The 18,303-nt window shown below is 69.7% G+C and carries 11 protein-coding genes; 2 read left to right on the forward strand and 9 right to left on the reverse strand.

Annotated elements, in window-relative coordinates:
* Positions 1 to 28: 28 nt before the first annotated feature.
* The 5 genes from OG507_RS04885 to OG507_RS04905 form a co-directional block, all read right to left on the reverse strand.
* The gene (locus OG507_RS04885; protein ID WP_327365887.1) at positions 29 to 1,057 is read right to left on the reverse strand and encodes a LacI family DNA-binding transcriptional regulator; all 1,029 of its coding nucleotides are present in this window, start codon (positions 1,055 to 1,057) and stop codon (positions 29 to 31) included.
* 95 nt (positions 1,058 to 1,152) lie between these two features.
* Positions 1,153 to 2,214 (reverse strand): ABC transporter permease, encoded by a 1,062-nt coding sequence (locus OG507_RS04890; protein ID WP_327365888.1) that lies wholly within the window; start codon positions 2,212 to 2,214, stop codon positions 1,153 to 1,155.
* Positions 2,211 to 3,182, reverse strand: a complete 972-nt coding sequence (locus OG507_RS04895; protein WP_327365889.1) for an ABC transporter permease — start codon at positions 3,180 to 3,182, stop codon at positions 2,211 to 2,213. The genes OG507_RS04890 and OG507_RS04895 overlap by 4 nt, the downstream gene beginning before the upstream one ends.
* Positions 3,179 to 4,810, reverse strand: a complete 1,632-nt coding sequence (locus OG507_RS04900) for a sugar ABC transporter ATP-binding protein (RefSeq protein ID WP_327365891.1) — start codon at positions 4,808 to 4,810, stop codon at positions 3,179 to 3,181. The genes OG507_RS04895 and OG507_RS04900 overlap by 4 nt, the downstream gene beginning before the upstream one ends.
* 113 nt (positions 4,811 to 4,923) lie before the next feature.
* The gene (locus tag OG507_RS04905; protein ID WP_327365892.1) at positions 4,924 to 6,009 is read right to left on the reverse strand and encodes an ABC transporter substrate-binding protein; all 1,086 of its coding nucleotides are present in this window, start codon (positions 6,007 to 6,009) and stop codon (positions 4,924 to 4,926) included.
* 542 nt (positions 6,010 to 6,551) lie between these two features.
* Between OG507_RS04905 and OG507_RS04910 the strand changes: the two genes are divergently transcribed.
* Positions 6,552 to 9,002, forward strand: a complete 2,451-nt coding sequence (locus OG507_RS04910; protein WP_327365893.1) for an RICIN domain-containing protein — start codon at positions 6,552 to 6,554, stop codon at positions 9,000 to 9,002.
* 77 nt (positions 9,003 to 9,079) lie between these two features.
* Here OG507_RS04910 and OG507_RS04915 read toward each other — a convergent pair whose 3' ends face one another.
* Positions 9,080 to 12,367: a LamG-like jellyroll fold domain-containing protein gene (locus tag OG507_RS04915; RefSeq protein ID WP_327365894.1), complete on the reverse strand. Its 3,288-nt coding sequence runs from the start codon at positions 12,365 to 12,367 to the stop codon at positions 9,080 to 9,082.
* 315 nt (positions 12,368 to 12,682) lie between these two features.
* On the opposite strand from OG507_RS04915, the gene OG507_RS04920 reads away from it, so the two are divergent.
* Positions 12,683 to 13,303, forward strand: a complete 621-nt coding sequence (locus tag OG507_RS04920; protein ID WP_327365895.1) for a DinB family protein — start codon at positions 12,683 to 12,685, stop codon at positions 13,301 to 13,303.
* A 53-nt stretch (positions 13,304 to 13,356) separates the two neighbouring features.
* Here OG507_RS04920 and OG507_RS04925 read toward each other — a convergent pair whose 3' ends face one another.
* From OG507_RS04925 to OG507_RS04935, 3 genes are all read right to left on the reverse strand, one after another.
* Positions 13,357 to 14,454 (reverse strand): NADH:flavin oxidoreductase/NADH oxidase, encoded by a 1,098-nt coding sequence (locus OG507_RS04925; RefSeq protein ID WP_327365896.1) that lies wholly within the window; start codon positions 14,452 to 14,454, stop codon positions 13,357 to 13,359.
* Between the two features lie 219 nt (positions 14,455 to 14,673).
* On the reverse strand, positions 14,674 to 15,054 hold the full coding sequence (locus OG507_RS04930; RefSeq protein ID WP_327365897.1) for a hypothetical protein: 381 nt from the start codon (positions 15,052 to 15,054) through the stop codon (positions 14,674 to 14,676).
* A 36-nt stretch (positions 15,055 to 15,090) separates the two neighbouring features.
* The gene (locus OG507_RS04935; RefSeq protein ID WP_327365898.1) at positions 15,091 to 18,276 is read right to left on the reverse strand and encodes a glycosyl hydrolase 115 family protein; all 3,186 of its coding nucleotides are present in this window, start codon (positions 18,274 to 18,276) and stop codon (positions 15,091 to 15,093) included.
* Positions 18,277 to 18,303: the final 27 nt, after the last annotated feature.

Consider the following 18,303-nt stretch of genomic DNA (forward strand, 5'->3'; position numbering starts at 1 on the left):
GAGGGGCGAACAGCCGAGGGGGAGGTGCTCAGTGCCCTGCGGCGGTGGGCCGGGGCACGGTGGATTCACGGACGACGAGGGTGTAGCCGGGGCGGCGCCGTCGTGGTTCGGTCACCGGGTTGCCGGAGAGCCGTTCGACGAGGCTGTCGACGGCGAGCCGGGCGATGGCCTCCTTGTCTGGGGCGATGGTGGTGAGCGTGGTGGCGCCGTACAGGCTCTCCTCGATGTTGTCGAAGCCTACGACGGCGACGTCCTCGGGAATGCGCAGGCCGCGTTCGGTCAGGGTCCGCATGGCTCCGATGGCGATGAGGTCGTTGTACGCGAAGACCGCGTCGGGCTGCTCGCCCCGGTCCAGGAGGGCGGCCATGGCGGTGGCGCCGTCCTCGCGCCCGTAGCCGTCGGTGACCACGACCAGTGACTCGTCGGGCTCGACACCGCCCGCGGCGAGCTCCTCGCGCCAGCCGCGCAGCCGCAGATGGGCGGGCTGGCGTTCGCGTCCGGTGCGGGAGCCGAGGAAGGCGATCCTGCGGTGGCCCAGGTCGAGCAGATGGCGTACGGCGTCGCGGGCGGCGGCCACGTTGTCGATGGCGATGTGGTCGTACGGGGCCTCGTACTCCCGCTCACCGAGCAGCACCAGGGGCGCGGTCTCGGTGCGTGCCATGAGGTCCTCTGTCTCCAGATGGATGGGGCTGAGGATGAGGCCGTCGATGACATGGGACCGGAAGCCCTGGCTGACCAGGAGTTCCTTCTCGCGGAGGCCGGCGGTGTGGTCGACCAGGACGGTGTAGTCGTGCCGGGCGGCCGCGTCGACGACGGCGCCCGCCAGTTCGGCGAAGTACGGGTTGCCGAACTCGGGTACGGCGAGGGCGATGATGCCGGTGCGGCCCTTGCGCAGATGGCGTGCGGTGAGATTCGGCCGGTAGCCGAGTTCGTCGATGGCCTGCTGCACCTTGGCGCGCATCTTCGGTGTGACGTGCTGATAGTTGTTCACCACGTTCGACACGGTCTTGATGGACACGCCCGCCCGTTGTGCAACGTCCTTGAGGCTGACGCCCACGGCACTCCCTGACTCGGCTCGATACGCACTGAGGCGCACTGGATCGGCTTCGGCTCGCGCTTCGCGGCTCGGGGCAGAGCCCCGGCCTGCGCGGCTCAGGTGCTTCTGCGGCTGCGCGCCAGATAGCGCTGGGCCACGACGACAACGATAAGGAACCCTCCGCTGACCACCGACTGGTACGAGGAGTTCAGCGAGCCGATCTGGTTGATGAGGTTCTGGATGACGGCGAGCAGCAGGACGCCCCAGAGGGTGCCGCTGATCGACCCGGCGCCGCCGATGAGGAGGGTGCCGCCGATGACGACGGCGGAGATCGCGTCGAGTTCCATGCCGACGCCGACGATGGTGACGCCGGAGGAGAGCCTTGCCGCGTTCAGCGCACCGGCGAGTCCGGCCAGGAGACCGCTGAGCGTGTAGACGAGGAGCTTCGTACGGGCGACGGGCAGGCCCATCAGGGTGGCCGCGTCGCTGCTGCCCCCGACGGCGAACAGGGTCTGTCCGAACGAGGTGCGCTGCAGGAGCAGTCCCCCGGCGCCGAACAGCACCAGGGCGATCAGGATCGGGTAGCCGAAGCCCCACACGCTGCCCTGTCCGAGTTCGGCGAAGGCGGAGCCCTTCGGTACGAGGTAGGTGGTGGCGCCCTCGTCGGTGAAGGCCAGGAGCATGCCGCGCGCCGCCAGCAGGGTCGCGAGGGTGACGATGAAGGGGGCCATCCCGGCGCGGGCGATCAGGAAGCCGTTGAGCAGCCCGATCGCGCCGCACACCGCGAGCGGTACGAGCAGCGCGGGCAGCATGCCCCATTGCGAGGCCCAGGCCGCGAGCACACCGCCGAGGGCGAAGACGGAGCCGACGGACAGATCGATGCCGCCGGTGATGATGACCATGGTCATGCCGAGGGCGACCACGGCGAGGAAGGACGCCTGCACGGTCACACCGCGGGCGTTGTCGAGCGTGGCGAACGTCGGATAGACGAACGAGGCGATGATCACGACGGTCAGCAGGACGGCGAGCACGCCCTGGCGCTGAAGGAGTCCGGCGAGCCGCTGCGTGAGCGCGGGCCCGGACCCGGATGCGGGGCGGGGTGCGCCGTCCGGAAGGGCTGCGGGGCTCTTGCGCGGTGCCAGGACCCGGTCCACCGCGGTGGGTGTGGTTTCGTTCATCGGGACCGACGCTCCCGGGCGACGTAGACGGCGGCGATGATGATGGCCGCCTGGGCGATCTGTGCGGTGGAGTCGGGCAGGTCGTGCTTGACGAGGGTGGCGCGCAGCAGCTGCATCAGCAGGGCGCCCGCGACGGTGCCGAGCACCCGGATGGAACCGCCGTTGAGAGGGGTGCCGCCGACGACGACCGCCGTGATGGCGGAGAGTTCCATGAGGGTGCCGAGCGAGGAGGGGTCGCTGGCGGTGAGCCTGGCGGTGGCGAGGATGCCGGCGAGGGCGGCCAGTACGCCGCAGAGCACGTACACACCGATGAGCACACGCCGTACGGGCAGTCCGGCCAGGGCCGCGGCGGAGCGGTTGCCTCCGACGGCGACGATCTGACGGCCGAAGGTGGTGCGCTGCACCAAAAAGGCGACGGCCACGGCGAGGATCGCGGCGATCAGGACGACCAGCGGGATGCCGAGGAAGGAGCCGGTTCCGAGCGAGAGCAGATCCGGGTTGACGATCTGCTTGAGCTGGCCGTCGGCCATGACGAGGGCGAGGCCACGGCCGCCGACGAAGAGGGCGAGGGTGGCGACGATCGGCTGCAGCCCGATGAGCGAGACCAGGGTGCCGTTGACCGCGCCGACGACCGCTCCGGCGAGCAGCGCGACGAGGAGCGCGGGCAGAAGCCCGTATCCGAGGTAGAGCGGCAGGAGCGCGGCGGCGAGCGCCATCGTCGAGCCGACGGACAGGTCGACGCCCTCGGTGCCGATGACCAGGGCCATGCCCAGGGCGACGATGATGATGGGGGCGACCTGGACGAGCTGGGTGCGCAGATTGTCGGCGGTCATGAAGTGCTCGGTGAACAGGGCGTTGAAGACGAGCACCACGGTCACGGCGACGTACACGCCGTACTCCTGGTACCAGGCGGGGTCGCGCAGCCGCGCCAGGGGGCGGGCGGGGGCGGAGAGGGCGGCCTGGGTCATCGGGGGTCCTCCTGGGCGACCGGGGCCTTTCCGGTGGGCGCCGGTGAGTGGTCGGCGAGCACTTCGAGCAGATGGCTCTCGGTCACTTCGTCGCCCGCGAGTTCGCCGGCCACCGAGCCGCCGCGCAGGACGACGATGCGGTCGGCGCCCTCGATGAGTTCCTCGATGTCGGAGGAGATGAGCAGGACGGCGAGGCCCTCGCGGGCGAGCTCGTCGATGAGGCGCTGGACCTCGGCCTTGGCGCCGACGTCGATGCCGCGGGTCGGTTCGTCGAGCAGCAGCACCTTGGGTTCCAGGCAGAGCCAGCGGGCGAGGAGGACCTTCTGCTGATTGCCTCCGGAGAGTTCGCCGACCTTCTGCTCGGGGCTCGCCGCCTTGATCCGCAGCCGCTTCATGAAGATGTCGACGATGCGGTCCTGCTTGCGGCGGGAGACCACACCGAAGCGGGAGAGCCGGGGCATGGCGGCCAGCACTATGTTCTCGCGCACGGAGAGGCCGGGCACGATGCCTTCGGCCTTGCGGTCCTCGGGCAGCAGGCTGATGCCCGAGCGGATGGCACCGGCCGAGCCGATCCTGCGCAACGTCCGTCCCGCGACCGTGAGTTCGCCGGAATCCAGGCTCAGGGCTCCGGCCAGCGCCTTCGCCGTCTCGCTGCGGCCGGAGCCGAGGAGGCCGCCGAGACCGAGCACTTCGCCGCCGTACAACGACAGGGATATGTCGTGGAGTTGGTGGCGCCGGGTGAGGCCGGTCGCGGTGAGTACGGGAGTGCGTGCCGCGTCGTGTCCCTCGCCGCCGAAGCTGGTGAGGCCGGTGCGGCGGACCTCGGACAGATCGCGGCCGAGCATCATCGAGACGAGTTGCATGCGGTCGAGGCCCGCGAGGTCGCCGGTGTGGATGTGGCGGCCGTCGCGGAGCACGGTGACCCGGTCGCAGATGCGGTACAGCTCGTCCATGCGGTGGCTGACGTAGAGGACTGCGATGCCCTGGCCGCGCAGGTTCTCGATGACCCCGAAGAGGGTCTCGACCTCGCGCGGCTCCAGCGAGGAGGTGGGTTCGTCCATGATGACGACCTGGGCGTTGACCGAGACGGCGCGGGCCAGGGCGACCATCTGCTGGGTGCCGATGCCGAGCGTGTGCAGGGGCTTTCGGGGGTCGACGCGTACGCCGAAGCCGTCCAGCAGTTCGGTGGTCTCGCGGTGCATCCGGGAGAAGTCGATGAGGCCGAGGCGGTTTTTGGGCTCACGGCCGAGGAAGATGTTGCGCGCCACGCTCATCAGCGGGACGAGGTTGACCTCCTGGTAGATCGTGGAGATCCCGGCCTGCTGAGCCTCGAACGGGCGGGCGAACCTGACGGGCCACCCGCTCAGCCGGAGTTCGCCGCCGTCGGGCTGGTAGACACCGGTCAGAACCTTGATCAAGGTGGATTTGCCGGCGCCGTTCTCCCCCACCAGGGCGTGGGTCTCGCCGGCGCGCAGAGAGAAGGAGACGTCGTCGAGGGCGACGACACCCGGGAACCGCTTGCTCACCGAGCGGGCTTCGAGGACGGTGCCGGCGGCGGCCGGAGCGGTCACCTCCTCCGGGTGGGCGGCCGGCTCCGGCGCCTGCGGTACTGCTTCGGGTGGTGCCATGGGTGGTCTTGGCCTTCCGCTGTTCCAAGGGTGTGGGCCCGGTGCCGCCGTGGCGGGGTGGTGTGCCACGGCGGCGGTGGTCCGGGGGTGCGGATCCCTGCGGATCGGTACGGTCAGTACGCCCCGCCGAGCGAGGCCTTGGCGTTGGTCTCGTCGTACGCCCGGTCGGAGATGATGACGTTCTCCGGGATCTCCTCGCCGCCGTAGAACTTCTGGGCGGTCGCGAAGGCGAGCGGTCCGAAGCGCGGGTTCGACTCGATGACGGCGTTGTACTCGCCGTTGACCAGGGCCTGCACGGCGTTGCGGGTGCCGTCCACGGAGACGATCTTGACGTCCTTGCCGGGCTTCTTCCCGGCGGCCTTCAGCGCGGTGACGGCGCCGAGGCCCATCTCGTCGTTCTCCGCGTAGACGGCGGTGATGTCGGGCTTGGACTGGATGAGCTGCTCCATGACCTGCTGGCCCTTGTCGCGGGCGAACTCGCCGGTCTGCTGGGCGACGATCTCCAGGCCGGGCGCCTGGGCCTTGACCTGGTCGACGAAGCCCTTGGTGCGGTCGGTGGTGACGTTGTTGCCCGACGCGCCGAGGAGGATGGCGACCTTGCCCTTGCCACCGGTCGCCTTGATCATCGCGTCCGCCGCGCGCTTGCCCTGCTCGACGAAGTCGGAGCCGAGGAAGGCCACATAGTCCTTGCACGCGGTGGAGTTGACCTTGCGGTCGATGGTCAGGACGGGGACCTTCTTGGCCGCGGCCGCCTTGAACGCCGGCTCCAGACCGTCGGAGTTCAGCGGGGCGACGATGAGGAACTGGGCGCCCTGCGAAAGCATGTCCTGGATGTCGCTGATCTGCTTGGAGAGCTGCGACTGCGCGTTGGTGGTGAGCAGCTTCTTCACGCCGACCTTCTTGGCCTCGTCCTTGATGGACTGGGTCTCGGCGATACGGAACGGGTTGGCTTCCTTCTCCGACTGCGAGAAGCCGACCACCGCGTCCTTCAGGTCCAGCTTCGGCGCACCGTACGTCTGCAGCGAGCAGCCCGAACCGGAGCTGCTCTCGGGGGTCTTGGCCGCCTGGGCGCCCTGGCTGCTGTCACCGCCCGCGTTGTTCGAGGTCTCCGACTTGGAGCAGCCGGAGGCGGCCAGCGTGGCGGTGGCGGCGAGGAGGCAGGCCACGGCGAGGGTTCGGGATCGGCGCTGGATCATCATGCGCGGGACGCTCCTTGGCGGGGTGACGGCACGCTCGCTGGCGTGTGGTCGGGGCATGGCTGGACGATGCATCAACCGCGGGGCGGCCGATGTCACTTCATTCCTCGCGACCCCGCTCCGGGCTGCCTGAACAGCTGCTGAACCTGCGGTCGTGAGAGCCTGCGCGGCCTGTCGGCGGCTCGGTTTACAACGTTATATAGGCGGCGCGGCACGGGCGGCAAGAGAGTTGCCGATGCGTTTCCAAAAAGTGTCGGACCCCGGAGCGAGGACGGCCGCGCGGTGCACCACCAGGTGGCGCGGAACCCCTGGACAGCGCTTCGGAGGCATGCTGTCATACGGCCGGACGCCAATTTTCCAACGTTGCAAGCAAGTTGACGCACTGCTGCCGCCGGGCCCGGCGGTGGCCTTGCCATGCGTGGAAGCCGCGGCCGATTCCGTACCGGCTCACCTCGGCTCCCACACGCGGCCCTTCTCCCTACTCGCGGCCCTTTCTCCCCGCTTGGGCCGATACCCGCACAGCCGGCAGGCAGGAGCTCTCACCGATGTCCCTCAACCGCAGACATCTCATGGCCGGTGCGCTGGCCACCGCGGCCACCGCGGCCGCGTCGGGCCGCTGGGCCACCACCGCGACCGCCGCCGAACACCGGGCGGCGCCCGCCCACGGCGGGCACTACTCCCCCAACGCCGCGCCCCTGCACCCGACGGCGTTCCTGAAACTGCCCCCGGGCACGGTCACCGCGCACGGCTGGCTGGCCGGACAGCTCGGGCTCCAGCTCGACGGACTGTGCGGCCGCTACGAGGAGTTCTCGCACTTCCTGGACTTCTCCGCCACCGGCTGGGTCCGCCCCGAGCTGGGCGGCTGGGAAGAGGTTCCGTACTGGCTGCGCGGCTACACCGATCTCGCGATCGTCACCGGGGACGCCAAGGCGCTCGCATCCGTGCGCCGCTGGTTCGACGCGATCCTCGGCACACAGCAGAGCGACGGCTTCTTCGGCCCGAAATCGCTGCGTACGTCGCTGAACGGCGGCCCGGACTTCTGGCCCTTCCTCCCCCTCCTCCAAGCCCTGCGCTCCTGGCAGGAGTACAGCGGCGACAGGCGCGTCATCCCGTTCCTCAGCAGGTTCTTCCGCTATATGAACGCCCAGGGGCCCGGCGCTTTCAACACCAGCTGGATCGCCCTTCGTTGGGGCGACGGCCTGGACAGTGTCTTCTGGCTCTTCAACCGCACCGGTGACGCCTTCCTCCTCGATCTCGCCGACAAGATCCATACGTACGGGGCCGACTGGGGCGACAATCTGGTCAACCTGCACAACGTGAACATCGCGCAGGGCTTCCGTGAGCCGGCCCAGTACGCCCTGCGCAGCGGCTCGGCCACCGACACCCGGGCCACGTACGGGACGTACGGCAAGGCGATGGACCAGTACGGACAGTTCCCCGGCGGAGGTTTCGCCGGGGACGAGAACGCGCGTCCCGGGCACGGCGACCCCCGGCAGGGCTTCGAGACCTGCGGCATCGTCGAGTTCATGGCCAGCCACCAGCTGCTCACCCGGATCACCGGCGATCCGCTGTGGGCCGACCGCTGCGAGGAACTGGCCTTCAACTCGCTGCCCGCCGCGCTGGATCCCTCGGGCCGGGCGGTCCACTACATCACCAGCGCCAACAGTGTCGATCTGGACAATGTGCCCAAGAGCGGGCGGCAGTTCCAGAACGGCTTTGCCATGCAGGCGTATCTGCCGGGCGTCGATCAGTACCGCTGCTGTCCGCACAACTACGGGATGGGCTGGCCGTACTTCGTCGAGGAGCTGTGGCTGGCCACCCCGGACGGGGGTCTGGCCGCCGCGATGTACGCGAGCTGCGAGGTCACCGCGAAGGTGGCCGACGGCACCGAGGTCACCTTCACCGAGGAGACCGGATATCCGTTCAAGGACACGGTCACCCTGACCCTCAGGTCACCGAAGCATCTGCGCTTCCCGCTGGTGCTGCGCATTCCCGCCTGGTGCGCGGAACCGGAGATCAGGGTCAACGGGCGCCGCGTGCAGGCACCGGCGGGCCCGGCCTTCACCCGGGTCGAGCGCACATGGGCGAACGGCGACAGGGTCACCCTGCGCTTCCCCCAGCGCACGACCGTACGCACCTGGGCGTCGAACCACGGCGCGGTGAGCGTCGACCACGGGCCGCTCACGTACTCGCTCCGGATCGGTGAGGAGTACCGGCGCATCGGCGGCACGGACCGGTTCCCGGAGTACGAGGTGCATGCCACGAGTGCCTGGAACTACGGGCTCGTCCTCGACGGCGGGGAGCCCGCCTCCTCGCTGCGCCTCCACTCCGCCCGCCGCGCTCCCGGGGACAACCCGTTCACCCTCGACGGCACCCCGCTGACCATGACCGCGCGTGCCCGCCGGATTCCCGAGTGGAGCGCGGACGGCGAGCAGGTCGTCGCCCCGCTCCAGGACAGCCCGGCGCGCAGCACCGAGCCGGTGGAGGAGATCACGCTCGTCCCCATGGGCGCGGCCCGGCTGCGGATCACGGCATTCCCGACGGCCGGTCCGGACGCCGGGCAGTGGCTGTCCGACGGCTGGTACCGGATCCGTAACCTGCACTCGGGCAAGGTGCTCGGCGTCGACAACATGTCCACGGCCAACAGCGCCCACGTCGTCCAGTTCAGCGACAACGGCACCGACGACCACCTCTGGCAGCTCGTCCCCAACGGCGACGGCTGGTACCGCATCCACAACCGCCACTCCGGCAAAGTCCTCGGCGTCGACAACATGTCCACCGCCGACAGCGCCCACGTCGTCCAGTTCGACGACAACGGCACCGACGACCACCTCTGGCAGCTCGTCCCCAACGGCGACGGCTGGTACCGCATCCACAACCGCCACTCCGGCAAAGTCCTCGGCGTCGACAACATGTCCACCGCCGACAGCGCCCACGTCGTCCAGTTCAGCGACAACGGCACCGACGACCACGTGTGGCAGTTGCTGGCTCCGTGAGGTGACGGACCGGCCCCGACGACGGCCGGCCCGGCAGCGACAGTACTTCGACGCTGCCGGGCCGGCCTCTGTCGTGACTACGGCTGTTCGCCGTCGTGCAGGGTGCTCACCTCATCCGCGGTGAGCGCCCTGTCGTACACCCGCACCTGGTCGACGCAGCCGTTCCAGAAGTCGCCCTTCTGGCCTGCGTACATGGCGCGGCCCACGGACAGCGGCCCGGTGCTCACATCGGCGGGTCCGGCAGTGGTCTGCGCCACGGGCTTCCCGTCGATGTACAGCTTGAGGTCGTCGCCCTCACGCACGCCGACGAGGTGGTACCACTTCCCCAGCTCGGGCTTCATCTCCACCCGGGCCCGGTGTCCGCCCGGTGTGCTGAACGCGAACGCGCCCTGCCCGTACTGGAGATAGAAGGGATTCTCCGTGCGGCGGCCGTCCTGGCTGACCACGGTGGCGTAGTTGCCCGGGAGCGCGTCCAGGGTGGCCCAGGCGGAGACCGTGTAGTCCTGGGTGGTGTCGACGGCGGGTCCGGCCGTCTGCGCGTACTGTCCCTGACCGTTGAACTTCAGCGCGGAGCCGTGCACGCCCGGCGTCCAGGTGGTGCCCTCGGTCAGGGTGAGCGCGCTGTGGTTGGGACCCTGGTCGGCGGCCGTGGTGCCCGTGCCCTCGTCGAGCCGCCAGTCGGCGCCGCCCTTCACCTGCTCACGGTCACCGGCGGCCGCACCGGCCGCGATGACCTGCTCGTTGATCTGCCGCACCTTCTTCGGGTCGACCTTGATCTCGCGGCGGTCGTAGGTCCACAGCCCGTTGAGCTCGTTCTCCAGGTCGGAGACCTGGGTGTACACGGAGCCGGACAGCTCGGCACCCGCGGCCGCGAGGTAGTACGTACGGGTGTTGTCGACGTACTTCGCCGTCAGGGCGTCCTTGTCGGCGACGCCGCTGTAGATGGCAGCGGGCGCGCCCGGCCACATGTGCCCGGGGGTACGGAGGGTGAAGCCGCCGTGCTCGCCGTCCATGGCGGCCCGGTCGTCCGGGAAGGGCGCCTCACGGTTGAGGTAGTCATGGTGGTCGATGATGTCGCCCTTGCCCGAATCACCCTTGGACGAGCAGCAGTTGACTCCGCTGTGAGCGTTGACGACCCGGGACGGGTCAGCGGCCTTGACGGACTCGGCGATCTTCCCGGTCTCGGTACGGTCCCACTCGCCCCAGCCCTCGTTGAAGACGATCCAGCCGCCGATCGCGGGCGAGTTGTGCAGCTGCTCCATCATCTGCTTGCCCTGTGAGAGGAAGGACTGCTGCCCAGTGGCATCGGTGATGTTACTGGAGACGAAGTCCTGCCAGACCAGGAGGCCGAGCTTGTCGGCGTGGTAGTACCAGCGGGCCGACTCCACCTTGATGTGCTTGCGGACCGCGTTGAAGCCGAGCTCCTTCTGCGCCTTCAGGTCGAAGGTGAGGGCCGCGTCGCTGGGCTGGGTGTAGAGGCCGTCGGGCCAGAAACCCTGGTCCAGCATGGCGAGGGAGAAGAACGGCTTTCCGTTGAGTACGAGCTTCTGGTAGCCGCCGACCTTCTCGATCCCGATGGAGCGCATCCCGAAGTAGCTGTCGACGGTGTCCTTGGAGCGGCCGTCGGTCAGGGTGACTTCGAGGTCGTAGAGGTAGGGGTCGTCCGGGGTCCAGAGGTGCTGCTTCGCGACGGGCAGGCTCAGCGCGTGGTTGGCGGGGCCGGTCACCGTGCCGACGACGTGGCCCTTGCGGTCGCGGGCGACGGCCTTGATCCGGGCGCCGGGCGACGCGTCGGCGGAGTTCACGGTCAGGGCGAGGCGGCCCTTGTCGATGTCGGGCGTGGTCGTCAGCGTGTCCACGGAGGCGGCGGCGACGGGCTCCATCCACACGGTCTGCCAGATGCCGGAGGACTCGGTGTAGACGATGCCGCCGGGGTTCCTCGACTGCTTGCCCATCGGCTGGTTGGGGCCGGTGGTGTCGGTGACGGCGACGACGATCTCCTGCGGGCCGCTGCCCTTGACAGCGTCGGTGATGTCGGCGCTGAAGGAGGTGTAGCCGCCGGTGTGCTCGGCGACCTGCTTGCCGTTGACCCAGACCGTGGCCCGGTAGTCGACGGCGCCGAAGTTGAGCTTCAGGCGCTTGCCGTTGTCGCCCTTGCCGCCGACGGCCCAGCTCCTGGGCACCTCGACCAGCTTGCGGTAGAACATGTGGTCTTCGTGGCGCTCCAGGCCGGACAGTTGCGACTCGACGGGGAAGGGCACGGTGATGCGCTCGTCGAGCGGCTTGCCGAAGACCGGCTTCTGACCGGCCTCGGCGCCCGCGAACTCCCAGGGCCCGTTGAGGTTCTTCCACTGGTCGCGAACCTGCTGGGGACGGGGGTACTCGGGCAGCGGGTGCTTGCGGTCGAGCTTGTCGCCCCACGGGGTGGTCAGCCGGTGGGTGGACAGGTTCTTGGCCGTACGGCTGATCTGCGGGACCGCCGCGCCGCCTGCCCGGAGGCCGCCCTCCCCGTCGTACGCGACCCTGACCTGCTGGTTCTTCTGGATGGGAGCGGCCAGGGTGACGATGAGGGCCTTCGGGTTGTCGGACGCCTTCGCGACCGACTTCACCGGCATCGGCGAGGTGTCGGCCTCGATCTTGAGGTGGTCCTTGACATCACCGAGGTCGTCGACCCGGTCCTTGAAGGTCGCCTGCAGCCGCAGTCCGTCGTCGGCGACGCTCAGCGCGACCGGGTAGACCTCGAAGTCGGCGGGCGGGGTGAACGCCGACTCGGGCACGATCTGCTTCGTGAGCTTCGCGCTGGACCAGCGCAGGAACATGTTGGCGCCACCGGTGTCCTGGAACATCTCCAGCCGGAACTCGTGCGGCTCTCCGGCGGTCAGTGCGACCGGCTTGCTGGTCTGCTCGACGTCCCAGTCGGGCTGCCAGTGGTCGATGACGGCCTGGCCGTCGATGAACAGCCTGAACCCGTTGTCGCCGATCGCGGCGAAGGTGTAGTCACCGGTCTCGGGGGCCTCGATCCGGCCCGTCCATCGGGCGGTCGTGTTCTCGGTACGCCCGGTCGTGGCCTCGAACGTGCCCGTGAGTCCGGGGAAGTTGATCTGCGGATCGAGCGCCACGCCGCCGAGTTCGGCGAAGTCACGGGCGCCCGGCGCCGACATGCGGAAGTACTCGCCCTTCAGTCCGTGCACATCGGTGACCGGGTCGTCGGCCGCGAACGCGGTCGCGGTGGCCGCCGAAGCAGGGGCGGCAGCGGGGGTCGCGGCCGAGGCCGGGACCAGGGTGGCACCCAGCGGGATCAGCAGTGCGGCGGCACACGCCAGCGATCTGAGAAGTGCGCGGGGGCGGGGTAGTTGTCGGTTCAAGGCGTCGTCCTCGTCGAGAGCCGGAGCGCCTCACACCTGTGAGGCACAGCACACAATCGAACATTGAGCCACAACAACAAACACTTAACAACGGTTGTGCACGCAGAATTTTCAACGATAGAAAGATACTCCGGGCAGACAGACATGACCGGCACGTTCGCTTGCCTGCGGGGCCGTCTCCGCCGCACGGCTCCGGCTCCGGCTCCGGCTCCGGCTCCGGAAAATCCTGGGGCGGCGGTCGCACACGCCGTGACAAGGTCCGGTGGAGCAAGCCGGCCCGATTCCGAGACCCACCACACCCCACAGGAGCATCCGTTGGCAACACCACCGCGTCTGGTTCCCCTGCTGCAGCAGTTCGACTTCGCGCGCGAGCGGCTCACCGGTCGTTTGGCCGGGCCCGTCGTGGACAGCGGCAACGGCACGGACGTGGAAGTCGTGCCGCTGACCGATGAGGAGTATCTCTGGGAGCCGGTGCCGGACTGCTGGTCGGTCCGACGGCGTGCCGACGGGCCAGGGCCGGCCGCGACGGTGCTGACCGGTGCGGGCGGCTGGGGGCGCGACTCTGCGCCGGCGCCGCATCCGACGCCGCCGCCGTTCACCACGATCGCGTGGCGCCTGAGCCACCTCAGCGAGCTGCTGGCCCTGCGCGCGGACCACACGAACGGCAGCCACTCGCTGACCCGGGACGACTACCGCGTCGCCGCGGACGCCGCCGGGGCGATCGCGGAGTTCGACGCCGGAGCCACGGCCTGGCGGGAGGCGCTGATCGGTGCCGACGACGCGGCGCTGAACACGGTGGGGCACAGCACCTACCCGCACGGCAGCGATCCGGAGGATCCGTTCATCGACACGGTCTGGTGGGTCAATCAGGAACTGCTGCACCACGGGGCGGAGATCGCTCTGCTGCGCGACCTCTTCCGCGCCCGGCAGCGCTGACGCACCGGGCCCCCGCCGAAGGTACGGCGGGGGCCCGGTGCGATGCGGTGCTGTCAGACCGCGCGGAGGTACTGGTCCGGCGTGCGCAGTGCGCCGCCCAGTTCGCGGGCCGCGTGCTGGGCCCACGACGGGCTCCGCAGCAACTCGCGCCCGAGCAGGACGGCGTCCGCCCGGCCCTCGGTGATGATCTTCTCGGCCTGCTGCGGCTCGGTGATCAGGCCCACGGCCGCAACCGGGAGCGAGGTCTGCGCCTTGACCCGCTCGGCGAAGGGGACCTGGTAGCCCGGCCCGGTCTCGATGCGGGCGCGCGGGGCGTTTCCGCCGCTGGAGACGTCCAGCAGGTCCACCCCGTGGGCCTGGAGCTCCTTGGCCAGCCGTACGGTCTCGTCGACGGTCCAGCCCTCGCGCTCGTCCTCGTCGTTCTCCGTGAGCCAGTCCGTCGCGGAGATACGGAAGAGGACGGGCAGTTCCTCCGGCCAGACCTCCCGTACCGCGTCGACGACCTGGAGCGCGAAGCGGATGCGGTTGTCGAAGCTGCCGCCGTACTCATCCGTACGCCGGTTGCTGTGCGGGGAGAGGAACTGTCCGACGAGGTATCCGTGGGCCCCGTGCACCTCGGCGACCTCGAAGCCCGCGTCCAGCGCGCGGCGGGCGGCCTCGCGGAACTGCCCCACGACGCCCTGGATCTCGTCCGCCGTCAGCTCGTGCGGCACGGGGTACCCGTCGTCGAACGGCAGCGGGCTGGGGGCGACCGGCGTCCAGCCGTGCGCGTCCGGTCCGACGGGGCCGCCGCCCAGCCAGGGGGCTGCCGTCGAGGCCTTGCGACCGGCGTGCGCGAGCTGGATCCCGGGAACCGAGCCCTGCTCCTTGATGAAGTCCGTGATCCGGCGGAAGGCGGCCACCTGGGTGTCGTTCCAGATGCCGAGGTCCGCCGGGCTGATCCGGCCCTCGGGGCCGACAGCCGTCGCCTCTGTGAGGATGAGCCCGGTTCCGCCGACGGCACGCGCCGCGAGGTGGGCGAAGTGCCAGTCGGTCGGGACGCCCGCGTCCGGCCCCACGGGTTCGGCGCTGTACTGGCACATGGGCGCCATCCACACCCGGTTGGGAATGACGAGCGACCGCAGGGTGTAGGGCTCGAAGAGGGCACTCACGTCGGACTCCGTTTCGATGGGTACGGAAGGATCAGGGCTCGGAAAGGCCGGGCTCGGCAATCGGGCCCGGAGGACTCGTTAGTACGATACATCCCGTACTACGACGCCCGTCAAATTACGAAGCTCCTCGTACAAGGCCGCGGACGTGCCTGAGGCCCACCCCCGCTCCGTCTCCGGCCGGGGATGGGCCTCACGCGCTGCTGAGCGGCCGTGTGCGAGCTAGCCGCGACGCCTCAGCGTGATCTCGGCGTCCGCGTCGTACCCCTGGGTCCAGCTGCGTCCGGCGCCCGACTTCCAGGTGACATGGGCGGTGGTGCCGTCGGTCCTGACGCCCTCCACCGTCATGGCCCGGTCGCCCTCCCGTACATCGCCCCGGCGCAGTTCGCGCGCCCTGACGGTGACGGGCTGTGCCGACCACGCGCTCTCGGCCTCGTCCGCCGCGAGAGCGAGAGCCGCGGCGAGCTCCCGGGCGCGGGCAGGGGTGCAGACCAGTGCGAGCTCTCCCGACGGTGAAACGCCTCTGACCCGGACCTCCGTACCGACGGGGGTCACCTCCAGGGTCGCCGCGTGTCCGTCGCGGTCCTCGATACCACTCGTCATCGCTCTGCTCTCCCCTTGCCCGTGCCGCCCCTCGGCTCAGTGCAGCCGGAGGCTCTCCGGCGGGCCCAGGTAGCTGGGCTTGAGGCCGCCGGTGTCGACCACCAGGTTCTGCAGCACCACCGTCGGGTCGACCATCCAGAATTTCAGCACATGGACACCGGCCCGGCCGATCCGGTGCACCGTGCTGGTGACGTTGGCGTTGTCCGAGGTGTTGCGGGCCCACTGGACGTTCATCGTGCCGTCGTCGGAGCCCGTCACCGCCGTGATGTTGACCTTCTGCGGTGCGTCGTCGTCGAAGGAGACGGCGTACGTGAGCCCGTCGGAGGCCAGCGCGTTGTTGCGCGGTGCCAGATAGGCGTGGACGGTGACCGGGCCGGTCGTGAACAGGGAGACCCGGTACTCCAGCCGCGGACCGGCGCCGCCCGGGATCTGCCGGGCCGCGGTGACCGGGAAGGGTTCCATGCCCGCGCCGGTGCGGCCGATGCCCGGGATGCGCTGCCAGCTGATGCCGCCACCGCCGACGGAGCGGGAGTAGTGGTCGGCCTCGATGGAAACGTACCCGTTGGCCTCGACGAAGCCTTCCAGCTGCGAGCGCGGCACCTTCGGGTGGTCGATCACCGCCCGGACGCTCACCTCGCGCCCGTCCGGTCCGCTGACCGTGACCGGCACCTCGGTGACGCCCTCGGGCGCCCGTGACCAGTCGACGCGGAAGGTGACCCGGTCCTGCTTGTCGACCCGGCCCCTGACGCGGTCGGCGACGAGCCAGGAAGCCCCCGTACGGATCCGGTAGTCGAACGGGGCGGTGCCCCGGTTGAACACCTCGATGTACTGCGCGGGCTGGCTCTGGTACGGGCTGAAGGCGGGCAGTACGGCCGGGCCGCTCTCGTTCGGCCACCACTTGTCCGAGCCGTCGACGGCGACGCCCATCTCGGCACCGGCCGGGAGGTCGATGCGCTTGACTGCGGGGAAGAGCACGTCCTTGATGGCGACGTTGTTGATCTCGGGCTGCTGCCAGGGAGCGTTCGGACCGTAGCGGGCCACATCGCCGTAGTCGATGTGCGGCTGGGTCTGGAAGCCCTTCCACTTGCCACCTGCGACCTCGTTGTTGAAGCGGTCGGCCAGGGCGAAGTCCTCGGCGAGACGGGCCTCGGCGGCGGCCGCCAGATCATTGGTGAGCGCACGGCCCTGCGCCGCATAGTGCAGGTTGGTGAACTCGGCCTCGCGCAGCACATACAGATTGGCGGTGGCCTGCACCTCGTAGCCGACCAGTTCGTACCAGGCGTCCTGGAGGGAGGCCGGCAGCTTGCGGCGGACCCGCTCGGCATCGGCGGCGAGCCGCCGCCAGTCCTCGGTGACCCGCTCCAGTTCGCGGTAGTCGACGATGCTGAACGGGGTGGCCTGGTCGTCGTAGACGATCGCGGAAGCGTCCTTGGCCGGGTCCTTGGCGGGATCGAGAGTGATCTTCCGGTTCAGCAGCTCGGGCTTGCGGCGCGACTGCAGCCGTGCGTACGCACCCAGCACCTCGGCCACGTCCGCGGCCTGCTTCTCGCCGAAGTTCTGCCGGGCGTACCGCTCCTCCCACTCCGGGATCCGGTCCAGCGTCCAGCGCTCCGGATTCCAGGCGTACTCCAGGAAGAACTGCGTGGGCAGCTCGTTGCCCTTGAGGTCGCCCACGTTGGTGACCCAGAGGCCGTGGTTCCCGTACGCGGCGGACTGGTGCAGCTGGTCCCACATGTTGGGCAGCGAAGTGGTGTCCACCCACTTGTAGTTGCGGCCCACGCCGACGTAGTCGAAGTGGTAGTAGAGGCCGTAACCGCCTTCGCGCGCATCGTTCTTGAGGTCGGGAAGCTTGCGGATGTTGGCCCAGTTGTCGTCGGTGAGGACGACGGTGACGTCCTCGGGCACCCGCAAGCCGCGGTCCCAGTACCGCTGGACCTCCTTGTAGAGGGTCCACACCTGCGGAATCGTGGTGACGTCCTTGCCGGAGACCTCGGCCAGGATCTGGCGCTGGGTGGCGATGATCTCGGTCATCAGCTCGATGCCGTCGCCGTCCGGCAGGCTCACATCGCCGTTGCCGCGCATGCCGAGGGTGACGACGCCCTCGAAGTCCTGCTCCTTCATGCGGCGGATGCCGTCGGCCCAGTAGGCCTTGATGGCTTCGGCGTTGCGGCGGAAGGACCACTCGCCGGTGCCGCCGTAGGGGTCGTGGCCGGGGGTGGTGATGTTGCCCGCGCTGTCGCGCACGGCGGCGACCGCATGCCGGTTCCACTCCTCGATGCCGCGCATCATGGGCGCCTCGTGCGAGGTGCCCATGACGACGCCGTACGCCTTCGCGGTGGCGTGGTTCAGCGGATCGTCCTCGGCGAAGGCACGGCCCCAGACGGCAGGCCACAGGTAGTTGGCCTTGAGCCGGAGCATGACCTCGAAGATCTTGGCGTAGAAATCGGCGTTGAAGCCGCCGTCGAAGCCGGGGGCCTTGCCGGGGCCGAAGAAGGCCGGGGCCCAGGTGCCGAGCGCCGGGTTCTCGTCGTTGATGAAGAACCCGCGGTACTTCACGGCGGGGGTGCCCTGGGTGTGCCGGCCGGGCAGGACGTGGATCTCGTCACGGTGTACGGGGGGCACGTCGTCCCACCAGTACCAGGGCGAGACGCCGATGCCCCGGGAGACGTCGTACGCGCCGTAGATGGTGCCCCGCTGGTCGCTGCCCGCGATCACGAAGGCCCGGTCGACTCCGGGGAGCGGCTTCTCCACCACGGTCTGGAGGCTGGTCTCCCACCTACCGGCGATGCCGGAGACGTTCAGTCTGCCCGCGGCGACGAGTCCGTCGATCAGCGGGCTGTGGCCGACGGTGCCGACGAGGACGATCTCGCGGGCCTTCGGTATCGCACCCTGCGAGAGGGCGGGGCGGACACCGGTGACGCGCTCGATATCGGCCCGGAGGTCACCTGCCACCCGGACGACGCCCGCGTGGTCGCTGTCACTGACCACGACCGGGGCCGCCCGCCCGCCCCTGACCAGCGGGAAGCTGCCGGAGCGGTGGGTGAACGAGATGTACGCGCCCGGGTCGGTGGGCCGGACGGTGCCGCCCGGCACGGCTGCCGAGGCTTCGCCGGACAGGCCGAGAAGGGAGCCGAGGGGGGTGGCCGTGACGGCTGCGAGGCCGAGTCCGGCACCGAGAATCGCTCTGCGACTGGTGTGTTGTTGCGGGAAGTGCTTGTCCATACTGCTCTCCCATATTTGTTCACACGC

The sequence above is a fragment of the Streptomyces sp. NBC_01217 genome, assembly GCF_035994185.1.
In the GTDB taxonomy this organism is placed as follows: Bacteria; Actinomycetota; Actinomycetes; order Streptomycetales; family Streptomycetaceae; genus Streptomyces.

Excerpts from the sequence above, each read along its gene's own strand:
- OG507_RS04890 (WP_327365888.1), bottom strand. The coding sequence starts at position 2,214 with ATGAACGAAACCACACCCACCGCGGTGGACCGGGTCCTGGCACCGCGC.
- OG507_RS04895 (WP_327365889.1), bottom strand. The coding sequence starts at position 3,182 with ATGACCCAGGCCGCCCTCTCCGCCCCCGCCCGCCCCCTGGCGCGGCTG.
- OG507_RS04905 (WP_327365892.1), bottom strand. The coding sequence starts at position 6,009 with ATGATGATCCAGCGCCGATCCCGAACCCTCGCCGTGGCCTGCCTCCTC.
- OG507_RS04935 (WP_327365898.1), bottom strand. The coding sequence starts at position 18,276 with ATGGACAAGCACTTCCCGCAACAACACACCAGTCGCAGAGCGATTCTC.
- OG507_RS04910 (WP_327365893.1), top strand. The coding sequence starts at position 6,552 with ATGTCCCTCAACCGCAGACATCTCATGGCCGGTGCGCTGGCCACCGCG.
- OG507_RS04900 (WP_327365891.1), bottom strand. The coding sequence starts at position 4,810 with ATGGCACCACCCGAAGCAGTACCGCAGGCGCCGGAGCCGGCCGCCCAC.
- OG507_RS04930 (WP_327365897.1), bottom strand. The coding sequence starts at position 15,054 with ATGACGAGTGGTATCGAGGACCGCGACGGACACGCGGCGACCCTGGAG.